Genomic DNA, 19896 nt, shown 5'->3' with positions numbered 1-19896 from the left:
CTCAGGGGCGGTAGCCCTGACTAAGCAACCAGCTGCGGATCATCCGCGCCTGCTCAGGCTCCAGACCGGCCAGCACCTGCTCGGCCGGTTCGTGCTTCAGGCGCTTCACCAACGGCGCCACCGCCACGCCCTGTACATGCCAGATCCCCATTGGCTGATCAGGGCTCACCACCAGCTCCACTTCATCCACCCAGCCATCCCGAAGCACCGGGCCGGCCTGCACCTGCAAGGCAGCAAAGTCTGCCTCCTGGTGTGCGGGCGCCTGGTCGGGCCAGCAACTGCGAGCCTGCCAGAACGGCGCATCAGGCCATTGTTGCTCCTGAGCGTAGAAGTCTCGCCCATTACGGGCAAAGCGCCAGAACAGGTGCTCGACCCGTTGCTGGTGAAACTGCAACGCCAACGCCGCACGTTCAGGCCGTTGCAGCAGCGTGTTGATCACCGCTGGCGCCTGCAATGCCGACGACAGCGATTGAAAGATACCGTTGCCCGACAAGGGATCAACGGCCATCGCTGCATCGCCAACACGCAGCCATCCCTCAGCGCCGGTCTGCCGGCTGAGAATGGCTGTGCTGCTGCGGGCATGCAGGTGCAGGTCGTGTTCCTCGTCGGCACCGAAAAAGCGACAGGCCATTTCCGATTGCTGACGCCGTGCACGGCAGTAGTCCAGCAGCGCGGCCTTGTCCGGCAGTTGAGTGCTGGCAACGTCGAGGGTCAGTTGCCAGTAGCAACGGCCATCCGCTTGGCGTGCCATCCACGCCCAACCATCGGCAAAACTCTGCACCGCGCTGGCATTCGGGCCCGGTCGCCCTTGCCAGCGGTTCAACAGGCTCAGGGTTTCCGGCCCGCGCCAGGCCCTGCCCGACGACGCCTTGCTCGCCTGCGGTGCCTGTCGACCACGGGCCTCCACCAGAAAATCAGCAAACACGGGCGCCGCACCTTCAAGCGTGACGCCCATCTGACCAGCATCACGCTCGACACTCAGCACCCGCCCTTCGATCAGCGCTACCCCCGCCGCGTACAGATCATCGCGCAGGCCTTGATCAAAACGCGGTCGGTCGAGCAGGTATTCCAGGTTCTGTGCCGTGCGCTGCCCGTTCCACTGCACCTGCCGCTGCGAAGGCTCGCTGGCAGCGGCCAAGGCACGCAACAACCCCGCCCCACGCAGGCCTTCGAGTACACGCGGTGAAACGCCCTCAAGGGCCGCAAAACGGCGCCACTCACTGACCACGCACACGTCATGGCCGAGCCGCCGCAAGCCCAGAGCGACGGCAGCACCCGCCGGCCCGGCGCCAAGCACCAGTACCCGGCTCATGGTGCCAGCCGCCGTTCAGGGCCGTGATAGTGTGCCTGCTCATGCAGCCAGTCACGGATCCCTTGATTGCTGGCATCCGGGTGCTGCTGCAAGAATGCTGCGAGATGCCCGGTCAGAGCCGCACACCCCAGGCTAGCCCCGGACAGCCGCCCATCGGCACTGCGCACACAAGCCCCCACATCGGCCTGGGCGCTGCCCAGCCAGCTCCACTGCTGCGGCAGGCAACGGGCATCGCCGGTCACCCGCAACACCCCAGGGTAGGCCGCTGGGTAGACCGGTGCACCTTGCGCCGGGCTCGAAGCACACAGCAGGATGCCGGCCTCCACCGCCAAGGCGCAGGCCTGGCGCAGTACGGGGCGATCTTCGCGCAGCCCCAGGCTCAGGTTGATCACCCGCACCTGGCAGGCCAGCAGCCACTCAATGGCAGCGGCAACCTGCAAGGCACTGGTCACCCCACGGCCATCGAACACCTGCGCCACATACAAACGCGCCTCGCCAGCACGCTCAAGGATGGCCGCAGATACCGCGCTGCCATGGCCCAGTGCATCTGCTTCAGCTTCGTGTTCAAGCAAACCGGCGTGCGCCAAGGCAAACCGGCGGGCAGCCGCAGGCGGCTGCTCGCTGAGGTCATGGCCACTGTCGACTACGCCAATACGCACCTCAGGCTTCATGGCTCACGGCTCCAGTTGTGGATAACTGACCGTCAAACAATTCCAGGCGCAGATCGGCATCGGCCAGGGTCGAAGAACGGTGACTGATCAAAATCCGCGTACGCCCACGGAACAGCTGATCAATTGCGCCGATCACCTCACGCTCAGTCGCTTCATCGACCGCCGAGGTGGCTTCGTCCAGCACCAGAATCAGTGGGTCCTGCAGCAAGGCCCGGGCAATCGCGATGCGCTGCTTCTGCCCACCCGACAACTGCTGGCCGCGCTCGCCCAAGGGGCTGTCGAGGCCTTCGGGCAAGCTGGCGATCAGGCTGTCCAGTTGCGCCAGACGTGCAACCTCGGCAATGGCTTCACGACTGGCATCCGGCACGCTGTAGGCGAGGTTGTCGGCCAGGCTGCCGCGAAACAGCACAATGTCCTGGCTGACCACCGCGACCCGGCGGCGCAGCTCAAACAGATCCAACTCACGCAGGTCGCAGCCGCCCAGCACGATGCGCCCGGCCTGGGGATCGTAAAAACGCTGCAGCAGGTCGATCAGGGTCGATTTACCTGCGCCGGAAATACCACTCAATGCCACTTTGCAGCCTTGAGGAATCGACGCCTGTACCTCACGTAACAACGGCGGCCGACCGGGGTGGGCGAAACACACTCCCTCGAACTGCAAGTCAGACGTGCTCGGCATCGCACGGGGTGATGCCGGGTTGACCACGTTCGGCACCTCACCGCGAAGCTCCATCACCCGCCCAAGGCTGACGCTCATGCGCTGCATCGCCACGTACAGGCCGAGCAAGCTCTGAACAGGCCCCACGGCCATGCCCAGGTAGGTCGAAAAGGCAATCAGTGCACCCAGTTGCCAGGTACCCTGCACCACCCAATAGCCGCCCACCAGAAAGGCGCAGGCGCGCGACAGCGAAGTCAGGGTACCGGGTACGGCTTGGGTGAAGAACTCAGTGACCTGCAAACGCAGCAACTGCTGCATGTAACCCTGGCCGAGCCCGTCAAGGCGTCGCGCTTCACGCTGCTGCTGGCCAGCAGACTGAATGAACTTCATCGCTGGCAGGGTCTCGACCAGAAACGAAGATACATCCGCCGAACGCTCGCGCAACTGGCGCACCTCACGCTCGACCTTGCGCCGCATCCAGCGCAGCCAGAGCACGTCCAGCGGGATCAACACCAACGCCAGCAACGACAGCTTCCATGACAACGCCAGCAGCATGCCCAGCGCACAGACCAAGCCGATCACGCTGGACACAGCCGAGAACAGCGAGTCGACGGCAAAGCGCTGGATCTCGGCCACGTCACCGTCGAGCCGCGACATCAAGTCACCAATCCGCCGCTGGCCGTAGAAGGTCGGCGACAAGCCCTGAAGGTGACGATAGATTTCATCGCGCAGGGCAAACAGAATGCGCCCGGACAGCCGCGTGTGCAGGTAGCGGTTGAGCCCCGACAGCAGCGTGCCGAGGATACCGGCCACGACCATCACGCCGGCAATGGTGGCCAGGGCCGGGAAATTACGCGCCAGCAGGCCATCATCGATCAAGAGTTTGGTCAGCCACGGCTGCACCAGCACCAGCAGCGTGGCACACAAGGACAACCCCAACAGCCCGGCAATCGCCATGCGCTGTGGCCGAACGAAGCCGTACAACCAGCGCAGGGACTGCTGCAGGGCTTCGGGGTCCTTGTGATCGATCAAGCGGGCAAGCCAGCGCATCATGACTGCAACTGCTTGAACTTGCGGTAAAGCGTGGCACGGCTGATGCCCAGGTCCTGGGCGGCAGCCGACACATTGCCGTTATGGCGCTCCAGCGCCTGACGAATCAGGGTCAATTCGTTGTCCCGTATCCGTCCACTGGCCTGAGCCGCTTGGGTGCCCCGCAAGGTTTCGAGCAGGTTGTCCGGCAGGTGTTCAAGGCCCAGTTCAAGCTCGCCCTCCTCGCGCATGGCCAGCAAGGTGCGCACGGTCATTTCCAGTTGGCGGATGTTGCCCGGCCAGTGGTAACCGATGAACAGCGCCGACAATTCATCGGACAGGTACGCCCCTTTGCCGCCGAGCTTTTCCAACAGGCTGGCAACCAGCGCCATGAGGTCTTCCCGCTCACGCAGGGGCGGCAGTTGCACGCTGATACCATTGACGCGGTAGTACAGGTCTTCGCGGAAGTGGCCTTCTTCGACCTGACGCTTCAGATCACGGTGTGTGGCGCAGATCAACGCTATATCCAGGTCCTGTTCTTCGGCGGCCCCCAACGGCGCCACCTTGCGCTCCTGCAGCACCCGTAACAGGCGAGCCTGCAAGGCCAGTGGCATATCACCGATTTCGTCGAGGAACAGTGTGCCGCCATGGGCCTGTTGCAAGCGCCCGACCACACCGCCACGCCGGGAACCGGTAAAGGCGCCCTCACGGTAGCCAAACAGTTCGGACTCGATCAGGCCCTCGGGAATCGCCGCGCAGTTGACCGCAACAAAGGGTTTCGCTGCCCGCGGGCTGGCCAGGTGCAGCGCACGCGCCACCACTTCCTTACCGCTACCGGTCTCCCCCAACAACACCACCGGCAACTCACCGACCAGCCCTTGGCGGGCCATGCGCAGGGCGCGGGCGTAGCGGCTATTACCTGCACCCAGGCTTTGCAGATCAGGATGTTCCATGTTCGGGCGAGGACTGCGCCGGGGCATGACCGGCACGCTCACCGCACGCAGCGGCACTTGCAGGGTCTTGTAGAAAAATGCGCCCTTGGCGGTCTCGATGGCGTCGACGCGCCCCAATTGCAGGCGCGCCAACCATTGCTCCAAACGCATGCCCAGCAGGCTTTCACACTGTTGACCGACCAACTGGGGACGGGCCACACCCAGCAGTTGGCAGGCCTGATTACTGACGGCGAGGATCTGCCCGTCCAGCCCTAGGGCAACCAGCCCCTGCCAGGGCGAGTCGAGAAACTGTCGGCGGCTGTGAAATGCCAGTACCACCTGGTCCGGGTAGCTGGTGTTGAACAAACGGCCTTCAATCTGACTGACTGCCAGCGCCAGCAGCGCGGTGCGATCCTGCACCCTGCCCAGCGGCCCTTGGCGGGTCAGATCGAGGACACCCAGCAGGTCGCCCTGCGGGCAATGGATCGGCACCGAGGTGCAGGAAAAATCACTGAGCCGCTCCAGGTAGTGTTCGCCACAATCGATCTGCACCGTACGCGCCTCAACCAGTGCGGTACCCAGAGCGTTGGTGCCACGCGCCGATTCGCTCCAGCACGTGCCCGGCCTGATATCACCGAGGCCGGCATGCTTCAAGGCGTCAGCCTGGCCTTCGATGGTCAGGATGGTGGCGTCGGCGTTGGCCAGGATGATCACACTGTCCTTGCCCTGGCGCGCACGCAGGTAATCGATTTCGGCAGTGGCTGCATCCAGCAACACGCGGTTGCTGGCAAGCAGCAGGTCGAGGTTGGCCGACGAACTCAAGTCGAAGTCGTGACGACTGTTCAGCGGCACGCCATGGCCCAGGCTACGGCGCCAGGACGCATCGATTTCGGCACGCAGAATACCGTCGGGCAATTGCCCTTCCAGCGACAGCCGCTCCCGCGCAAGGCGAGCATCGAACGGCGGAACTTCAGTTGTTGTTTTTATTCTGTTCATGAGCTGCTCCGGATCGGATTGTCCGATTCAAGCAAGTCCCACGCCAAGGAAACGGCGAGGACACCACTCCTGCTCTTTTACGTTAACGTAAAGCTTGCTGCAATCACCAAGCATCGTTTATCGCTAGTTCAACAGGCCCAGCGCCTTGGCGCGCGCCACCGCCTGGGTGCGTCGCTCCACGCCAAGCTTGCTGTTGATATGGCTGGCGTGGGTTTTCACCGTGTGCAGGGAGATGAACAGGCGCTCGCTGATTTCCTGGTTCGAGCAACCCTGAGCGATCAGCTCCAGCACTGCCAGCTCCCGTGCACTCAGGGCCTCGCTGGGCGCCCCAGAGGTGTCGCTTTCAGGCGCCGGCAACATGGCCAGCAAACTGGTTCGAACCGGCCCGACAGGTTGCCCAAGCAGTTGCTCGCGCAGCCAGCCCGGTTGTTCGTTCAGCAATATCTGGAAAGGTTGCAGGGCACCGCCCTTCGCCGCGTCCAGGCTTTGCACCAGCAGGCTGCGGGCTTCGCTCTCGCGACAGCCGGCCAGCTTCAAGGCCACTAACTGACACAACGCCATGACACACAGCAGTTGCCCGCCGTTGGCCTGCCCCCGCTCATTCAAGGCCAGCAAGCGCTGCTCGGCCTGCTCGTTGCGCCCCTGTACGCGCTCCAGAAGCGCTTGCTGCAGCTCGATATGCAACGGCAACAGCGGGTGAAACTCTGGTGCAGCGGCAGCCAGTTTGCCGCCATAGGTCTGCCCCAGGCGCTGCAACCAGGCCTCAGCCAGGTCGATGCGCCCTTGCGCCAACCACAGCTCACATTTGACCAGGGTGATCATTGCCAGATAGAAAATCGGCGGCACGTCCCAGATATGCATCAGCCGTTCGGCTTCGGCGAGCTCGGCATACGCCTCGGTAAAGCGTCCTTCACGACCATCGAGCGTGGCGATCATGCAATGACCGATCAACACGCTGATGTCCCGACACGCCCGCGCCTCGACCACTCCCGCGCGCAAGCGGCTGCGACCCGCCTGGGGCTGCAGACGCGCGGCCAGCAGATACCCTTCGTACAGGGTCAAGCGGGCGCGCGCCGCGTACAGCCGCTGGGCCGAAAGCCCTTGCAGGCGCTGCAGCCCCTGGCGCACTTCATCCTGCGCCCGGAGTATTTCGCCACGGGCATGCAGCACGCGCGCCCGGTCGTAATGGGCCAAGGCCTCGAATAACGGGTTGCCCACCCGCTGGGCCAACTCCAGGGCCTCACGGTTCCAGCCACGCGCACGCCAGAAATCACCATCGGCAATCGCCAGATTGGACAAGGTCGACAAACACACCAGCCGCTGCCCATAGCGCTTCTGCGGCAGGCTGCGCAGGGCCTCGGTGCAGTAGGCCAAGGTGCGCGCGCGATCACCACGCCCGCGGGCGATCACCCCACTCAAGGCCAGCCACTGAGCCAGCATCGATTTTTGAGCCGTGGCGGACGGCGCCGGCAGAAAGCGGCTCAGGTGACTGGCCAACTCTTCGGCGGCATCCAGCTGGCAGGCCAGCCCCAGCGCCCAGCTGTACAGCACGATCAAACGTGGCGTACTGACCAGCAGGCTGTCGGGCAAGTCCATCTTCCAGCGCAGCAGCATGCCAACGTTCTGTTCGGCCAACAGTTGCTCTTCCGAGAGGTTCTGCACCAGGTTGGCGGCTACGTCCAGATGCCCGGCACGCAGCGCCTGCTCGACCGCCTCATCGAGCAATCCCTGGCTGTGGAACCAGCGACAGGCGCGCAGATGCAGGCTCGGCAGCGGCAAGCTGGTCGGCCGACTACGCAGCAGGTCGGAAAACAGGTGGTGGTAACGGAACCAACGACCGTTCTCGTCCAGCGGCACCAGGAACACCTGATGCGCCTGTAGAAAACGCAGAATGTCGGCGCTGTCATGGCTCTCGCGCAGGGCATCGCAGAGTTCACTGCAGAACCGCTCCTGACAGGCCGTATCGTAGAGGAACGCCTGGACCTCACTGGGCAGGCAGTCGATCACCTCTTCAAGCAGGTAATCACGAATCAACCCCTCCCCGCCATGCAGGGCTTGGGGCAAGGCGTTGTCGGCACCGGATTCGCTGGCTGCCAGCAGCCAGAATCGCAGGCCGGCGACCCAGCCGTCGCTGCGCTGGATCAGGTTGTCCAGGGCCTGACCGCGCAGGGCTGTAGGGTGCTGTACGAGCACCGCATGGGATTCATCCGGCGTCAGGCGCAGGTCTTGTTCGTTGAGCTCACACAACTGGCGTGACAGACGCAGGCGCGCCAGGTGCCAGTCAGGGCGCTGACGGCTGGTGACCAGGAGCACCAGCCCTGGCGGCAGATGGTTGAGAAAGAACTGCAGGCAACGGTCGAGCACCGGCCCCTGTACCAAGTGGTAATCGTCCAGCACCACCAACAGCGGGTTGTTGGGCTGCAAATGCCGGCTAAGGTCATCAAGCAGGCCGTCGAGCCATTCCTCGAAAGCGAATGGCTGATGCCGCTGGCGCATTTTCAACAAGCCCAAGGCCTGGGCGCCCAGTGCCGGGCAGTGATGCTGCAGCCCTTCAAGCAGGCGTTCAAGGAAACGCCCCGGGTCGCTGTCGCGTCGGTTCAGGCTCAACCACAGGCTTTGCCAGTGCGCTGGCAGGCCCTGACAGAACTCCACCGCAAGCGAGCTTTTACCGAAACCGGCAGGTGCGCTGACCAACAACAGGCGCCCGCCCAATCCGGCCTGCAAACGCTGGCACAGCCTCGGGCGCGGCACATGGGCGTCGGGCAATGGCGGACGATAGAAACGTCCCTCCAGGGCGCTGACGGCCAGGCTGGAAAATCCTTGCGTGCGGGACAGATCAGTCATGACCGGCTCGTTTTGGTTTGGATTGTCGGCAGAACGGATCAGGGCAGACTAACGGCTTACCCTGCACATTTGAAGACAATTGCCGCGTATTACCCAAAAAAGACTACAACAAAAAAAGTCAGCGCCACGCGTGCACCTCGCATCAGCTACCGACGGATTGCCAACCTGGCGACCGGCGCAAACAGAAACGCCCCGGCAAGCCGGGGCGTTCTGGGGATCACACGGAGGTTACAGCGTTAGCGCACACCGTCCTGGCGAAGCGCTGCAGGGGTGAAATCACTGGTGTTGGCCGTGAAGCCGAAGTCGTAGGCTTTCTTCTCTTCGTTCTTCATGCCCAGCGCCAGGTAACGACCGGACTGCAGGTCGTAGATCGTCTCGAGGGTGTACCACGGCACCTGAACGTTGTAGTAGTCCTGGGAATGCGCTTCCGCCACACGCCACAGCTGACCGCGACCGTCGTAGTGGTCGATCACTGCCGCCTGCCAGGTGTCTTCGTCAATGTAGAAATCACGTTTGGCATAGATATGACGCTGACCAGGCTTGAGGGTTGCCACCACATGCCAGACACGGCGCAACTCATAACGGGTCAGGTCCTGGTTGATGTGACCGGCCTTGAGGATGTCCGCGTACTTCAGGTTCGGCGAGTCGAGCTTGTAGCTGTTGGAGGCGATGTACATCTCCTTCTTGCCTTCAAGCTTCCAGTCGTAGCGATCCGGCGCGCCGTTGTACATGTCCAGGTTGTCGGAGGTACGCAAGCCATCCGCCGCCGTACCCGGGCCGTCATAGGACACTTGCGGGGCACGCCGGACACGACGCTGACCGGCGTTGTAGACCCACGCCAGGCGCGGTTCCTTGACCTGGTCGAGGGTTTCGTGAACCAGTAGCACACCACCGGCCAGACGCGCTGGCGCCGTCACTTTCTGCTTGAAGTAGAAGAGGATATTGCCCGGGTTGTTCGGGTCGTAATCCTTCATCTTGTCGCGGAAAACGAACTGGTCCTGGAAGTACACCAGGCTGTACGAACCGTTGGCCTGAGGGGTGGCCTGGGTCACCAGGCGGGTCACGCTGCCGCCGCGATAACGGGTGATGTGGTTCCAGATAACCTCGACGCCACTCTGTGGAATCGGGAACGGAATGGCTGTCTTGAAGTTCTCAAGGCCGTTACCGCCCTGCACCAGCTTGGTGGCGGTGGCGTTTTCCTTGATCGCCGCAAACACCTCGTCGGGAACAGTGGAACCACGGTGCGTCGGGTAGACCGGAATCGTGTAGGTGTCAGGGTAGCGCTTGAACATCGCAACCTGGCCCGGCGCCAACTTGTCTTTGTACTGGTCGACGTTCTGCGCCGTGATGGTGAACAGCGGCTTCTCGTTACCGTAAGGGTCGGCGAGGAACCCTTTGGCATCCACCGAACCGGCGGTTTTCGGCAACGGGCTCCAGGCCGGGATCGAACCATTGGCGTTAGGGCCCTTTTCAGCCCCCATCGGTGTCAGGCTCGTACCGAGCTTGGCGGCTTCGCTGGCGGGAACGGCTGCCATGACGCTGCTGGCCAGCAGGGTCAGGCCCAGCACACCGGCTTGCAGCAAACTCTTGGTTGTTTTCATAGTTGTGCTCTTCCTGAATCAGTGCGCTTAAAAGTTCACGCCGAAACTGAGGGCGATGAAGTCGCGGTCGTCCACCGTGGTGTACTTGCCATCAAAGAAGTTGGTGTACGACAGGCTGGTGGTGTAGGTGTTCTGGTACTCGGCATCCAGGCCCAGGCTGACGGCTTTACGGCCTTCCTCGAAGTTGCCGCCAGGGCCTGGGGAGTAACCGGAAACGTCATGGGACCAGGCGATGTTCGGCTTGAGGTTGACCCCGGCAAAGACGTCGTTGTAATCCCAGATGGCCCGTGCGCGGTAACCCCAGGAGGTGCTGGTGGTGAAACCGTCATCTTCGCAATTGCGGCTGAGGTTGGCAGTTGAGGCACCTGGGCCCGCACCGTTGATTGTGCCGGTGTTGAGAATTGCCGAGCAGGTATTCAGCCCACCAGTGGCCGGTAGCGGGCCTGGGCCGTAGACCGGGTCACGGCCATAACGCAGTTTGCTGGAGTCCTCCAGGCCACCCACATGGGTAACACCCAACTCACCGACAACAGTCAGGCGGCTGGCCCCCATGACCTGATCGAAGAAGTGGGTCAGGGTGGTCTGGAACTGGGTGACCTCCTTGCGACGGTAGCCGTGCTGATCCTCGCCCGGCACGCCAGCCAGCAGGGATGCGTTGCCATACGGGCCTGGGAGAGGTGGCACACCAGAGGGTCGCACAGCAGAGTACAGAATGTCGGTGGTATTGAGCTGCACTGGCGCGTTTGGCCGGTAGCTGATTTCACCACTCCAGGCCGTGCCGGTAGGCAAGGTAGTGGAGAAGCTCAGCCCGTAAAGGCGAATGTCCTCAGGGTACTCGACAAAGTAGCTGGAATTGCCCGCAACAATCAGCGGCGCCAAGCTTCCAGCCCCATTGGCGACCTGATACACCGAAGCGTTTGCAGCGGTAGCGCTGAAAATAGGCGCGCGGCTGTGGTAGTTCATGAAGTACGCGCCGAATTCGGTATCCAGCGGTTCGAACATGTAGCGGAACGCCACCCCGAACTGACCGCTGTCACGCGCATCGCGGTCGGCACTGCGGCGCACCAGCACACCTTCCTCGTTGATATCGACGCCTTGGGACGCGAGCAACGGCAGAGCAAAGCCCGGAACATTCCGGCTGCTGCTCAGCAGGCGCAGGTTGTTCGAGCAACCATCCGCGATGATGTCCGGCTGCGAGAAGAAGGTGCCGCAGTTGTCCACTACGGTCTGGTCCCACTCGATCTGGTAGAACGCTTCGGCAGACAGGTTGTCGGTCAGGCTCTGGGAAACATAGAACATGTTGACCGGGATCAGGCCCTCCTTCACCTCGGCGCCTGGCCGACGGAAAGCCGCCACATCAATCGGGTTGATCGAGTTGATGCCGTTACCGATAAAAGTACTCTCACCCCAGCTCACCACCTGCTTGCCCAGGCGTACCGAACCGGGTTGATCGGCGATGGAATAGTTGTGGTACACGAAGGCATCAAGAATCTGCCCGCCAGAAGACTGTGCGCCTTCCTTGCGGTTGGAGTCGCTGATGTCCTTGAACTCGCGGTGCTCATCCTTGAGTTCGAAGTCGTACCAGTACTTGCCGCGCACGAATACGCCGGTATCGCCGTACTTCAACTCCAGGTCATGGATGCCCTTGAAGATCTTCGAGAAGGTCTCACCGCGCTTGAAGTTCAGGTGGCCATCGTCAGAAGTCTGCGAAAGCCCCTTGCCGCCGTTGTTGACGCCGATCAGGTTCTCGTTCGGCTTGGCTGTCGACCAGCTAGCCCCAACGGACAGCGACGAATCGAACTGGCCTTCGATTTCACCGATGTTGAAACTGACGCCGAATGCAGGGCCAGCGAGCGTAGAAGCGAGGCTGACGGCCAAAGGCAGTTTTGCCCGACGCCAAAACAGATGTGCAGATGTCATCGACGCTACTCCATGTTCTTTATTTTTATGGCAGTGAGTCCTTCTAAAAACGGCGCAATGGAATGCATGCTCAATTGCACGTCCCCCCCGTTCCTAAAAATCCCCTGGGCCGACTATAGCCAGCAGGTACCAGGGCTTGATCCCTCTAAAGTGTGATTTGTTGTGTACCAGCAGGCAGGCATGGCCCTAATGGGCCTACCCCTGCCTGAGCGGCGCCAAGCATGGCTGAAAATTACCGTTTTACAAGTCGCGAGGTGTCTGGCTCGGGGTTCGCACCGCGACCGGCGCGAACCCCGGGGGCTCAGAGCGTGGAAAGAAAGGTGCTGTTACTGGCCTGCCATTGCATGACATCGAGGCGGATACGCTTCTTGTCGAGCTTGCCAACACTGGTCTTGGGAATTTCGGTAACAAGGGCGATCTGAGTGGGGATAGCCCACTTGTTGATATGGCCCAATTCCACGAACGGTTTCAGGTGCTCCTTGAGGCCCCTGGCGTCAATGCTGTGCCCCTCGCGCACCACCAACAATGCGAACGGCCGCTCCCCCCACTGCGGATCGGCGATACCGACCACCGCGACCTCACGCACCGCAGAATGACGACTGATCAGGTCTTCGAGCTCCAGGGACGACACCCACTCGCCGCCGGTCTTGATCACATCCTTGATCCGGTCGCGAATGTCGATCACGCCCATGCTGTCCAGTGTGGCCACGTCGCCGGTGTGCAACCAGCCGCCGTCCCAGAGCTCGGCGCCCTTCTGCGCCTCACGGAAATACCCCATGGTCAGCCAAGGGGCTCGCAGCACCAACTCGCCCTGGGACTCACCGTCAGCAGGCAGGAAGTTGCCGTCACTGTCGATGATCGCCGCCTCTACCAGGGGTACCGGTACACCGGCCTTGATCCGGTAAGTGATGCGCTCATCCTCGTTGCCCGCGAGCAACTCATCGTTCAAGTGAGCGCAGGAAACCAGCGGGCAGGTTTCCGACATGCCATAAGCCGCCGTGAGCTGGATACCGCGGGCCTTGGCCGCCTCATATAGCGCACGGTTCAGGGCGCTGCCGCCGATGATGATCTTCCAGCCGGCAAAGTCCTCGGCCTGCGCGCCCTTGGCGTTGAGCAGCATCTGCAGGATGGTCGGCACGCAATGGGAGAACGTGACCTTTTCCTTGCGCCACAGCTCCACCAGCAGCTCCGGGTCGTAACGCCCAGGGTAAACCTGCTTGATACCGAGCATGGTCGCCACATAAGGGATACCCCAGGCATGCACGTGAAACATCGGGGTGATCGGCATGTACACATCGTTGCTGCCGAGCAGGCGGACGCTGTCGATGCTGCCGGTCACAGCCGCTGCACCCAAGGTGTGCAGCACCAGTTGCCGGTGCGTGAAGTACACCCCTTTCGGGTTGCCGGTCGTGCCGGTGGTATAGAACGTCGTTGCCACCGAGTTTTCATCGAAATCCGGGAAGTCGTAACGCGGGCTGGCCGTAGCCAGCAGCTGTTCGTACTCACCGATCAGGTTTGGCAACTCGGCGTTTTTTGACTCGCCATCGGTCAACAGCAGCGTCTTTTCAACGGTGGTCAGGTGACCGGCAATCGCCTGATAAAGGCCGACAAAATCACTGTTGACCAGCACGAAACGGTCTTCGGCGTGATTCATCGTGTAGAGAATCTGTTCCGGCGACAGGCGCACATTGATGGTGTGCACCACCGCACCAATCATCGGAATGGCAAACATGCACTCCAGGTAACGGTGACTGTCCCAATCCATCACCGCCACCGTGTCGCCCGCCTTGACCCCAGCCTCGGTCAATACGTTGGCCAACCTTGCAATACGCTCATTCAGGGTGAGGTAGCTGTAGCGCAGTTGGTCGCGGTAAACGATCTCGCGGGTTTTCTCGTAGCGGCCGCCAGACATCAGCAAGCGCTTGATCAGCAACGGGTACTCATAAGCGCCCTCGGCAGGGGCAATGACGCGAGTCTGCAACATGAAGTGTCCCTTTTCTGAAGTGCATGGTCTGGGTCAAAACAGACCTTCACTTTAGAACGCCGCTGCGCCGTCCAAATCAGCCAAAGGAATGATTTGAACGACGCCGGAATCAGCGGCCTGCTGGCAACGGCATCGATCAATGCATCTCGGTAAACGCGATCTTGATACCCAGCGCCACCAGTACAGCCCCCATGGCACGGTCGAACCAGTGCCCCATGCGGGCAAAACCGGCACGCACCCGCTGTTGGCTGAACAACATCGCCACCAGGCAGAACCACAGGCCAGTGGCCAGTGCCAGGTACACACCATAACCTGCCTGTACCAGCAGGGGGGTATGCGGGTTGATGACGACCGTGAACAGCGACAGGAAGAACAAGGTGGCTTTCGGGTTCAGGCCGTTGGTCATGAAACCGGCGACAAAGGCACCGCGCGGGGTGCGCTCTACCGTTGCAGCCTGCACCTCATCGCTACCAGGCTTGGCGGGGCTGGCACGCAAGGCCTTGAAGCCGATGTACAAGAGGTACGCCGCCGCCAGCCACTTCAGCGCATTGAACAGCATGATCGATTGCGACACGATCAGCCCGATGCCCAGCAGCGAATAGCCTACATGCAGGAAGATCGCTGTTCCCACGCCAAATGCAGTCCAGGTACCCGCACGTCGACCATGGGTCACGCTTTCACGAACCACGACCGCGAAGTCCGGCCCGGGGCTGGCGACCGCCAGCAAGTGAATCAGGGCAACGGTGAGAAACTCAGCCCAATACATGGGGACTCCTTGTCACGGATTTAAGTAAGGTGCCTACCTTAGACCAGTCGATACCCCGAGCAACAGACACAGTTACCAACGATTTTTTGCTTGACTCTACCGTTAGGGGCAGACTTTACCCTCATCGACTTCATCCTGTAGTTGGAGTCACCATGAGCAAACGTATTCTGGTCGTTCTTGGCCACCCCTCATCCGACAGCTTTTGTGCCGCGCTGACCGACACCTATGTCAAAGCCGCCACCGAAGCAGGCCACGAGGTTCGCCTGCTGAACCTCCCGGCACTGGATTTCGATCCGGTCCTGCATGAGGGTTACAAGGAAATCCAGGCACTTGAGCCCGACCTGTTGGAGGCACAGAAGCAGATTCTCTGGGCGGATCACCTGACCTTCGTTTACCCGATCTGGTGGGGCGGCATTCCAGCCTTGCTCAAGGGCTTCTTCGACCGGGTCTTCCTGCCCGGGTTCGCCTTCAAATACCGCAGCGACTCCGCTTTTCCGGACAAGCTGCTCAAGGGACGAACGGCCCATCTGCTGGTGACGATGGACACGCCACCGTGGTATTACCGCTGGATCTACCGCATGCCCGGCCTGCACCAGATGCGCAAGACCACGTTGGCGTTCTGCGGCATCAAGCCGACCCGTACCCTGACGTTCGGGCCGATGCTTGGCTCGACACCGGCACAGCGCGAAACCTGGCTGGCCCAGACCAGAACCCTCGCCGGTCGCTAAGGCCTGCACGGCTGCGCCGGGGAGTTGGCATGTGCGTTGCCACTTTTCAAGGAACGAAGGGACTATCGATGTACATCGGCAAAGCAGCCCAGCTTTCAGGCACCACCGTCAAATGCATCCGCCACTATGAAAAGATCGGTTTGCTGCCCGAGCCCGTGCGCGAAGGCAAGTACCGGATCTACAGCCAGCAGAGTGTCGAACTGCTGTCGTTCATCAAATGCGCTCAGCAACTGGGCTTCAAGCTCAAGGAAATGCAGGCGATTTTCCAGGATTACCGTGGCGAGGAAATTCCCTGGGGCCTGGCCCAGCAGGCAATCGCCGACAAAAAGCACGAATTGCGCGCCCAGATCGACACGCTGCAAAGCCTGCATGATGGCCTGGTCGAATTTGAAGCCAGCGTTCAGGACGCCCGTGCGCAATGCAGCTTCGAGCTGAGCCGCTTGGAGCAGGCGCGACCCGCGATGAGCTGAAATACGAAAGCCCTACGTTTCCTGGGCGGCTGGGGAGCGCTAAGATCCTCAAGTAGCCACACTGCCCGTGTTTCCAAACCTCCTTGCCGACCTGGAATCCTTCCTCGATGAATACCCCTCACCGCGCTGTTTTCCTCGACCACAGCTCCCTCGATCTGGGCGACCTTGACCTCGGTACGCTGCGTGAAGGTTTCGCCGAGTTGCAGCTGTATCCTTCCAGCACAGCGGACCAGGTTGTTGAACGCCTGCAAGGAGCCACAGTGGCCATCAGCAACAAAGTCGTGCTGGATGCCGCCACACTGGCCGCCTGCCCGGACTTGAAGCTGATCCTGGTAGCCGCCACCGGCACCAATAATGTCGACCTGAATGCCGCCCGGGCCCAAGGCATTGTCGTCAGCAACTGCCAGGGCTATGGCACGCCCTCGGTGGCCCAGCACACGCTGGCCCTGTTGCTGGCCCTGGCCACACGCCTGACGGACTACCAGCAGGCTGTCGCCGCGGGTCGCTGGGCGCAGGCGAAACAGTTCTGCCTGCTGGATTTCCCGATTGTCGAACTGGAAGGCAAGACACTGGGCATGCTCGGGCATGGCGAATTGGGTGGCGCGGTGGCGCGCCTGGCCGAAGCCTTCGGTATGCGCGTGCTGTTTGGCCAACTGCCAGGACGCCCACCCCGTGAAGACCGCCTGCCGCTGGATGAACTGTTGCCACAGGTGCATGCTCTGACCCTGCACTGCCCACTCACTGACAACACCCGCAACCTGATCGGCGCCCGTGAACTGGCCTTGCTCAGGCCCGGTGCATTCGTGGTCAACACGGCCCGTGGCGGGCTGATCGACGAACAGGCGCTGGCCGATGCATTGCGCTCGGGTCATCTCGGTGGTGCTGCGACGGATGTGTTGAGCGTCGAGCCCCCCGTTAACGGCAACCCATTGCTGGCCACCGATGTCCCGCGCCTGATCGTCACGCCACACAGCGCCTGGGGTGCTCGCGAGGCGCGGCAGCGCATCGTCGAGCAGTTGCACGAAAACGCCCAGGCGTTTTTTGCCGGCCAGCCACGCCGGGTTGTCAGCTGACACCCAGGCTTCTGGTAAACTCCGTCCCTTTTTCAGGAGCCGCCGTCCATGGACCCGCGCAGTGAAGTGTTGCTTCGACAGGCCGACTTGTTTCAGGGTTCGCTGTTGCTGGCCGGCTTGCCCGCCGACGACCTGCTCGGCCAACTGCCCGCGGCCCATGGCTGGAGCTGGCATGCTGGCGATCAGGCTGCGCTGCAGGCGCGCTTCAGCGACCGCAGCCATTTTGGTGTAGAGGTCACGCCCCAGCCATTCGAGGCGGCGGTGCTGTTTCTGCCCAAGTCCCGTGAATTGGCCAGTTACCTGCTCAACGCGCTGGCCTCACGCCTGGCGGGCCGCGAGTTGTACCTGGTGGGGGAAAAACGCGGCGGCATCGAGGGCGCGGCCAAGCAACTGCAGGCCTTCGGAAAACCGCGCAAACTCGACAGTGCTCGCCATTGCCAACTGTGGCAGGTGACCGTCGATAACGTGCCTGAAGCGCCAAACCTGCACAGCCTGGCTCAACGTTTCGAGTTGCCGCTGGCCGAAGGCCCATTGACCGTGGTCAGCCTGCCGGGCGTGTTCAGCCATGGCCGGCTCGACCGCGGCAGCGCACTGCTGCTCGAACACCTGGAGCAGCTACCGGTCGGCCATGTGCTGGACTTCGGTTGCGGTGCCGGCGTGCTCGGCGCAGTGGTCAAACGCCGTTATCCACAAAGCCAGGTGACCCTGCTCGACGTGGATGCCTTCGCCGTCGAGAGCAGCCGCCTGACCCTGGCCGCCAACGGCCTGGAAGGTGAGGTCATCTGTGGTGACGGTATCGACGCCGCCCCCGACAATCTGGACCTGATCCTGAGCAATCCGCCGTTCCATACCGGGGTGCACACTCACTACCAGACATCGGAGAACCTGCTGCAAAAATCAGCCAAACACCTGAAAAAAGGTGGAGAGCTGCGTTTGGTCGCCAACAACTTCCTGCGCTATCAACCGCTGATCGAGGCTGCGCTGGGTAACTGCCAGTTGCGCATCGAAGCACAGGGCTTTCGGATCTACCAGGCAACCCGCAGTTAAAACAGCACTTGCCGAATCGGCCTGGCCTAGGCAGAATCCGCTCCGTCCTAGGGGAGTAGTCTCCCGCGAGCGCCCTGCTCGCCCGGTACGCGTCAACATACTTGGTCCACAGACCATGGCGCGTGCGACCCACGGCCCGCAAAGCGAGCCCAGGGTTTGACAAGACCTATGACACGCACACCTTACCCGGGGCGGGGAGGTCGTACGTGTCATAGCCGTGTCGACCCGCCCCCGTAGGAATCCTGATGCTGGAATCATTGCTAGTCCCAACCGCAATCGTCGCGCTCGCCGAAATTGGCGACAAGACCCAACTGCTCGCGCTCATCCTTGCGGCTCGCTTCCGCAAACCCTGGCCAATCATTGCCGGTATCATCGCCGCAACCCTGGCCAACCACGCCGCTGCGGGTGCGGTGGGTGCATGGGTCAGCAGTTTCTTCTCCGCCGTGACCTTGCACTGGATCCTCGCCGCCTGCTTTGCCGCCACAGCCCTGTGGACCCTGGTTCCAGACAAGATGGACGATGACGAAGGCAGCACGGTACGACGCTTCGGCCCGTTCCTGACCACGCTGATTGCATTCTTCATTGCCGAGATCGGTGACAAGACCCAAGTGGCCACCGTGATGCTGGCCGCCCAGTACCCTCACCTGATCCTGGTCATTCTAGGGACGACCCTGGGGATGCTGATTGCCAACGTGCCCGTGGTACTGGCAGGCAACTTTGCGGCCGAAAAACTGCCACTGACGCTGATCCGTCGCCTGGCAGCCGCAGCCTTCTTCGTGCTGGCCGCAGTAGCGGTGTACTCGGCGATGCAAGTCAGCGGCTGGATAAGCTGACACAAGCGCCTGTTATCGAGGATGGAGCCGCGCCTCAATCAGGAGGCGCGGTTTTCATTGCTTGCAAGGGGTATGGCGTTATCGCTTGGCTTGCTGGTAAAGCGGCATCACTTTCGGGATGGCCGCTTGCAGCGCAGCAATCCGGCTGCTGGAGGCCGGGTGAGTACTCATGAACTCAGGCTGCGATGCGCCACCCGACGCCTGGTTCATCTTGTTCCACAAGGTGATCGCGGCATTCGGGTTGTAACCGGCTCGCGCGGCCAGCTCCAGGCCAATCAGGTCAGCTTCGTTTTCATTGTCGCGGCTATTGGGCAGTGTCAGGCTGTACTGCACCACGGTATCGGCCAGCGCCATGCTGTCCTGGCCCAGGCCGAGCAATGCGCCGGCACCTTGTTTGGCCATTTCAATGCCATACGCCTTGGACATGGCTTCACGTCCATGTTCACGCAGGGCGTGAGCGATTTCATGGCCCATGACCGCAGCAATTTCATCGTCGCTGAGTTTCAGCTTGTCGATCAGACCGCTGTAGAAAATGATCTTGCCGCCAGGCCCGCAGTTGGCGTTGAGCTCGTCACTCTGGATCAGGTTGACTTCCCACTTCCACTGCGCAGCATCGGGACGGAACTGTGGTGCTTGGGCAATCAGGCGATCAGCGATGGCCTGAACGCGGCGCGCATTGCTGCTGGTCTTGTCGAGCACGCCTTGGTTCGACGCTTCGCCGAGGGTTTGCTGGTAAGACTGGGCGTACATCTGATTGACTTCATCGGTCGAGAGCATGCTGAACATGTACTGCTTGCGCTCGACACCGACCGCTCCGCCGCTGGTGGTATTGATTGCCTGGCAACCACTGAGCAGGACGCTGGCACTCAAGGCACCCATTACAAATAACTTACGCATGAAAACACTCCATTCAAACACGCTGCGTATCCTAGGCCGACTAGGATAACTACGCTATTGCCGTTCGCGAACATTTCACGAACGGCACTCATGCTTTTCACACTTCGGGCCGATAACGCGGTGCAGACGCCATTA

At 61.7% G+C, this 19896-nt stretch carries 15 protein-coding genes and 1 riboswitch; of the genes, 5 read left to right on the top strand and 10 right to left on the bottom strand.

The window, feature by feature from the left end; all coding sequences use genetic code 11:
* Position 1: 1 nt before the first annotated feature.
* From qhpG to ACZ9H3_RS19140, 9 genes are all read right to left on the bottom strand, one after another.
* On the bottom strand, positions 2-1312 hold the full coding sequence (qhpG, locus tag ACZ9H3_RS19180; protein ID WP_476222002.1) for a flavin-dependent monooxygenase QhpG: 1311 nt from the start codon (positions 1310-1312) through the stop codon (positions 2-4).
* The gene (gene qhpE / locus ACZ9H3_RS19175) at positions 1309-1983 is read right to left on the bottom strand and encodes a subtilisin-like serine protease QhpE (RefSeq protein WP_476222000.1); all 675 of its coding nucleotides are present in this window, start codon (positions 1981-1983) and stop codon (positions 1309-1311) included. The genes qhpG and qhpE overlap by 4 nt, the downstream gene beginning before the upstream one ends.
* Positions 1973-3694 carry an ABC transporter ATP-binding protein gene (locus ACZ9H3_RS19170; protein WP_065759137.1) on the bottom strand — a complete coding sequence of 574 codons (1722 nt, stop codon included), beginning with the start codon at positions 3692-3694 and terminating at the stop codon, positions 1973-1975. The genes qhpE and ACZ9H3_RS19170 overlap by 11 nt, the downstream gene beginning before the upstream one ends.
* A complete protein-coding gene (locus tag ACZ9H3_RS19165) occupies positions 3691-5598 on the bottom strand; it encodes a sigma-54-dependent Fis family transcriptional regulator (protein WP_476221998.1) in 1908 nt (635 codons plus the stop codon). Before ACZ9H3_RS19165 ends, ACZ9H3_RS19170 begins: the two co-directional genes overlap by 4 nt.
* A gap of 123 nt (positions 5599-5721) precedes the next feature.
* Complete coding sequence (locus ACZ9H3_RS19160; protein ID WP_476221996.1) at positions 5722-8442, bottom strand: winged helix-turn-helix domain-containing protein; 2721 nt, start codon at positions 8440-8442, stop codon at positions 5722-5724.
* Between the two features lie 236 nt (positions 8443-8678).
* Positions 8679-10043 carry a DUF1329 domain-containing protein gene (locus ACZ9H3_RS19155; RefSeq protein ID WP_476221994.1) on the bottom strand — a complete coding sequence of 455 codons (1365 nt, stop codon included), beginning with the start codon at positions 10041-10043 and terminating at the stop codon, positions 8679-8681.
* Positions 10044-10070: 27 nt separating this feature from the next.
* Positions 10071-11963, bottom strand: a complete 1893-nt coding sequence (locus tag ACZ9H3_RS19150) for a DUF1302 domain-containing protein (protein WP_476221992.1) — start codon at positions 11961-11963, stop codon at positions 10071-10073.
* 301 nt (positions 11964-12264) lie between these two features.
* On the bottom strand, positions 12265-13947 hold the full coding sequence (locus ACZ9H3_RS19145; RefSeq protein ID WP_476221990.1) for a fatty acid--CoA ligase: 1683 nt from the start codon (positions 13945-13947) through the stop codon (positions 12265-12267).
* Between the two features lie 136 nt (positions 13948-14083).
* Positions 14084-14713, bottom strand: a complete 630-nt coding sequence (locus tag ACZ9H3_RS19140; RefSeq protein ID WP_065759143.1) for a LysE family translocator — start codon at positions 14711-14713, stop codon at positions 14084-14086.
* Positions 14714-14865: 152 nt separating this feature from the next.
* Here ACZ9H3_RS19140 and ACZ9H3_RS19135 point away from each other — a divergent pair, with 152 nt between their 5' ends.
* The 5 genes from ACZ9H3_RS19135 (at position 14866) to ACZ9H3_RS19115 (ending at position 18864) form a co-directional block, all read left to right on the top strand.
* Positions 14866-15441, top strand: coding sequence for an NAD(P)H-dependent oxidoreductase (locus ACZ9H3_RS19135; RefSeq protein WP_102051851.1), 576 nt, complete (start codon positions 14866-14868; stop codon positions 15439-15441).
* A 68-nt stretch (positions 15442-15509) separates the two neighbouring features.
* Positions 15510-15911 (top strand): MerR family transcriptional regulator, encoded by a 402-nt coding sequence (locus ACZ9H3_RS19130; protein WP_476221988.1) that lies wholly within the window; start codon positions 15510-15512, stop codon positions 15909-15911.
* A 107-nt stretch (positions 15912-16018) separates the two neighbouring features.
* Positions 16019-16984, top strand: a complete 966-nt coding sequence (locus tag ACZ9H3_RS19125) for a 2-hydroxyacid dehydrogenase (protein WP_476221986.1) — start codon at positions 16019-16021, stop codon at positions 16982-16984.
* Between the two features lie 48 nt (positions 16985-17032).
* On the top strand, positions 17033-18031 hold the full coding sequence (locus ACZ9H3_RS19120; RefSeq protein WP_476221984.1) for a methyltransferase: 999 nt from the start codon (positions 17033-17035) through the stop codon (positions 18029-18031).
* Between the two features lie 37 nt (positions 18032-18068).
* Positions 18069-18189, top strand: a riboswitch (yybP-ykoY riboswitch).
* A gap of 87 nt (positions 18190-18276) precedes the next feature.
* Positions 18277-18864 (top strand): TMEM165/GDT1 family protein, encoded by a 588-nt coding sequence (locus tag ACZ9H3_RS19115; protein WP_476221983.1) that lies wholly within the window; start codon positions 18277-18279, stop codon positions 18862-18864.
* A 78-nt stretch (positions 18865-18942) separates the two neighbouring features.
* Here ACZ9H3_RS19115 and ACZ9H3_RS19110 read toward each other — a convergent pair whose 3' ends face one another.
* Entirely contained in the window at positions 18943-19761 is an 819-nt protein-coding gene (locus tag ACZ9H3_RS19110) for a M48 family metallopeptidase (protein WP_476221981.1), read from the bottom strand.
* Positions 19762-19896: the final 135 nt, after the last annotated feature.

This window comes from Pseudomonas sp. TE3910 (assembly GCF_056279025.1).
This window is presented reverse-complemented; position numbering and strand designations above follow the sequence as displayed.

Bases quoted from the DNA above. Each gene is read 5' to 3' on its own strand.
- qhpG (WP_476222002.1), bottom strand. From the start codon at position 1,312: ATGAGCCGGGTACTGGTGCTTGGCGCCGGGCCGGCGGGTGCTGCCGTC.
- qhpE (WP_476222000.1), bottom strand. From the start codon at position 1,983: ATGAAGCCTGAGGTGCGTATTGGCGTAGTCGACAGTGGCCATGACCTC.
- ACZ9H3_RS19170 (WP_065759137.1), bottom strand. From the start codon at position 3,694: ATGATGCGCTGGCTTGCCCGCTTGATCGATCACAAGGACCCCGAAGCC.
- ACZ9H3_RS19165 (WP_476221998.1), bottom strand. From the start codon at position 5,598: ATGAACAGAATAAAAACAACAACTGAAGTTCCGCCGTTCGATGCTCGC.
- ACZ9H3_RS19160 (WP_476221996.1), bottom strand. From the start codon at position 8,442: ATGACTGATCTGTCCCGCACGCAAGGATTTTCCAGCCTGGCCGTCAGC.
- ACZ9H3_RS19155 (WP_476221994.1), bottom strand. From the start codon at position 10,043: ATGAAAACAACCAAGAGTTTGCTGCAAGCCGGTGTGCTGGGCCTGACC.
- ACZ9H3_RS19150 (WP_476221992.1), bottom strand. From the start codon at position 11,963: ATGACATCTGCACATCTGTTTTGGCGTCGGGCAAAACTGCCTTTGGCC.
- ACZ9H3_RS19145 (WP_476221990.1), bottom strand. From the start codon at position 13,947: ATGTTGCAGACTCGCGTCATTGCCCCTGCCGAGGGCGCTTATGAGTAC.
- ACZ9H3_RS19140 (WP_065759143.1), bottom strand. From the start codon at position 14,713: ATGTATTGGGCTGAGTTTCTCACCGTTGCCCTGATTCACTTGCTGGCG.
- ACZ9H3_RS19135 (WP_102051851.1), top strand. From the start codon at position 14,866: ATGAGCAAACGTATTCTGGTCGTTCTTGGCCACCCCTCATCCGACAGC.
- ACZ9H3_RS19130 (WP_476221988.1), top strand. From the start codon at position 15,510: ATGTACATCGGCAAAGCAGCCCAGCTTTCAGGCACCACCGTCAAATGC.
- ACZ9H3_RS19125 (WP_476221986.1), top strand. From the start codon at position 16,019: ATGAATACCCCTCACCGCGCTGTTTTCCTCGACCACAGCTCCCTCGAT.
- ACZ9H3_RS19120 (WP_476221984.1), top strand. From the start codon at position 17,033: ATGGACCCGCGCAGTGAAGTGTTGCTTCGACAGGCCGACTTGTTTCAG.
- ACZ9H3_RS19115 (WP_476221983.1), top strand. From the start codon at position 18,277: ATGCTGGAATCATTGCTAGTCCCAACCGCAATCGTCGCGCTCGCCGAA.
- ACZ9H3_RS19110 (WP_476221981.1), bottom strand. From the start codon at position 19,761: ATGCGTAAGTTATTTGTAATGGGTGCCTTGAGTGCCAGCGTCCTGCTC.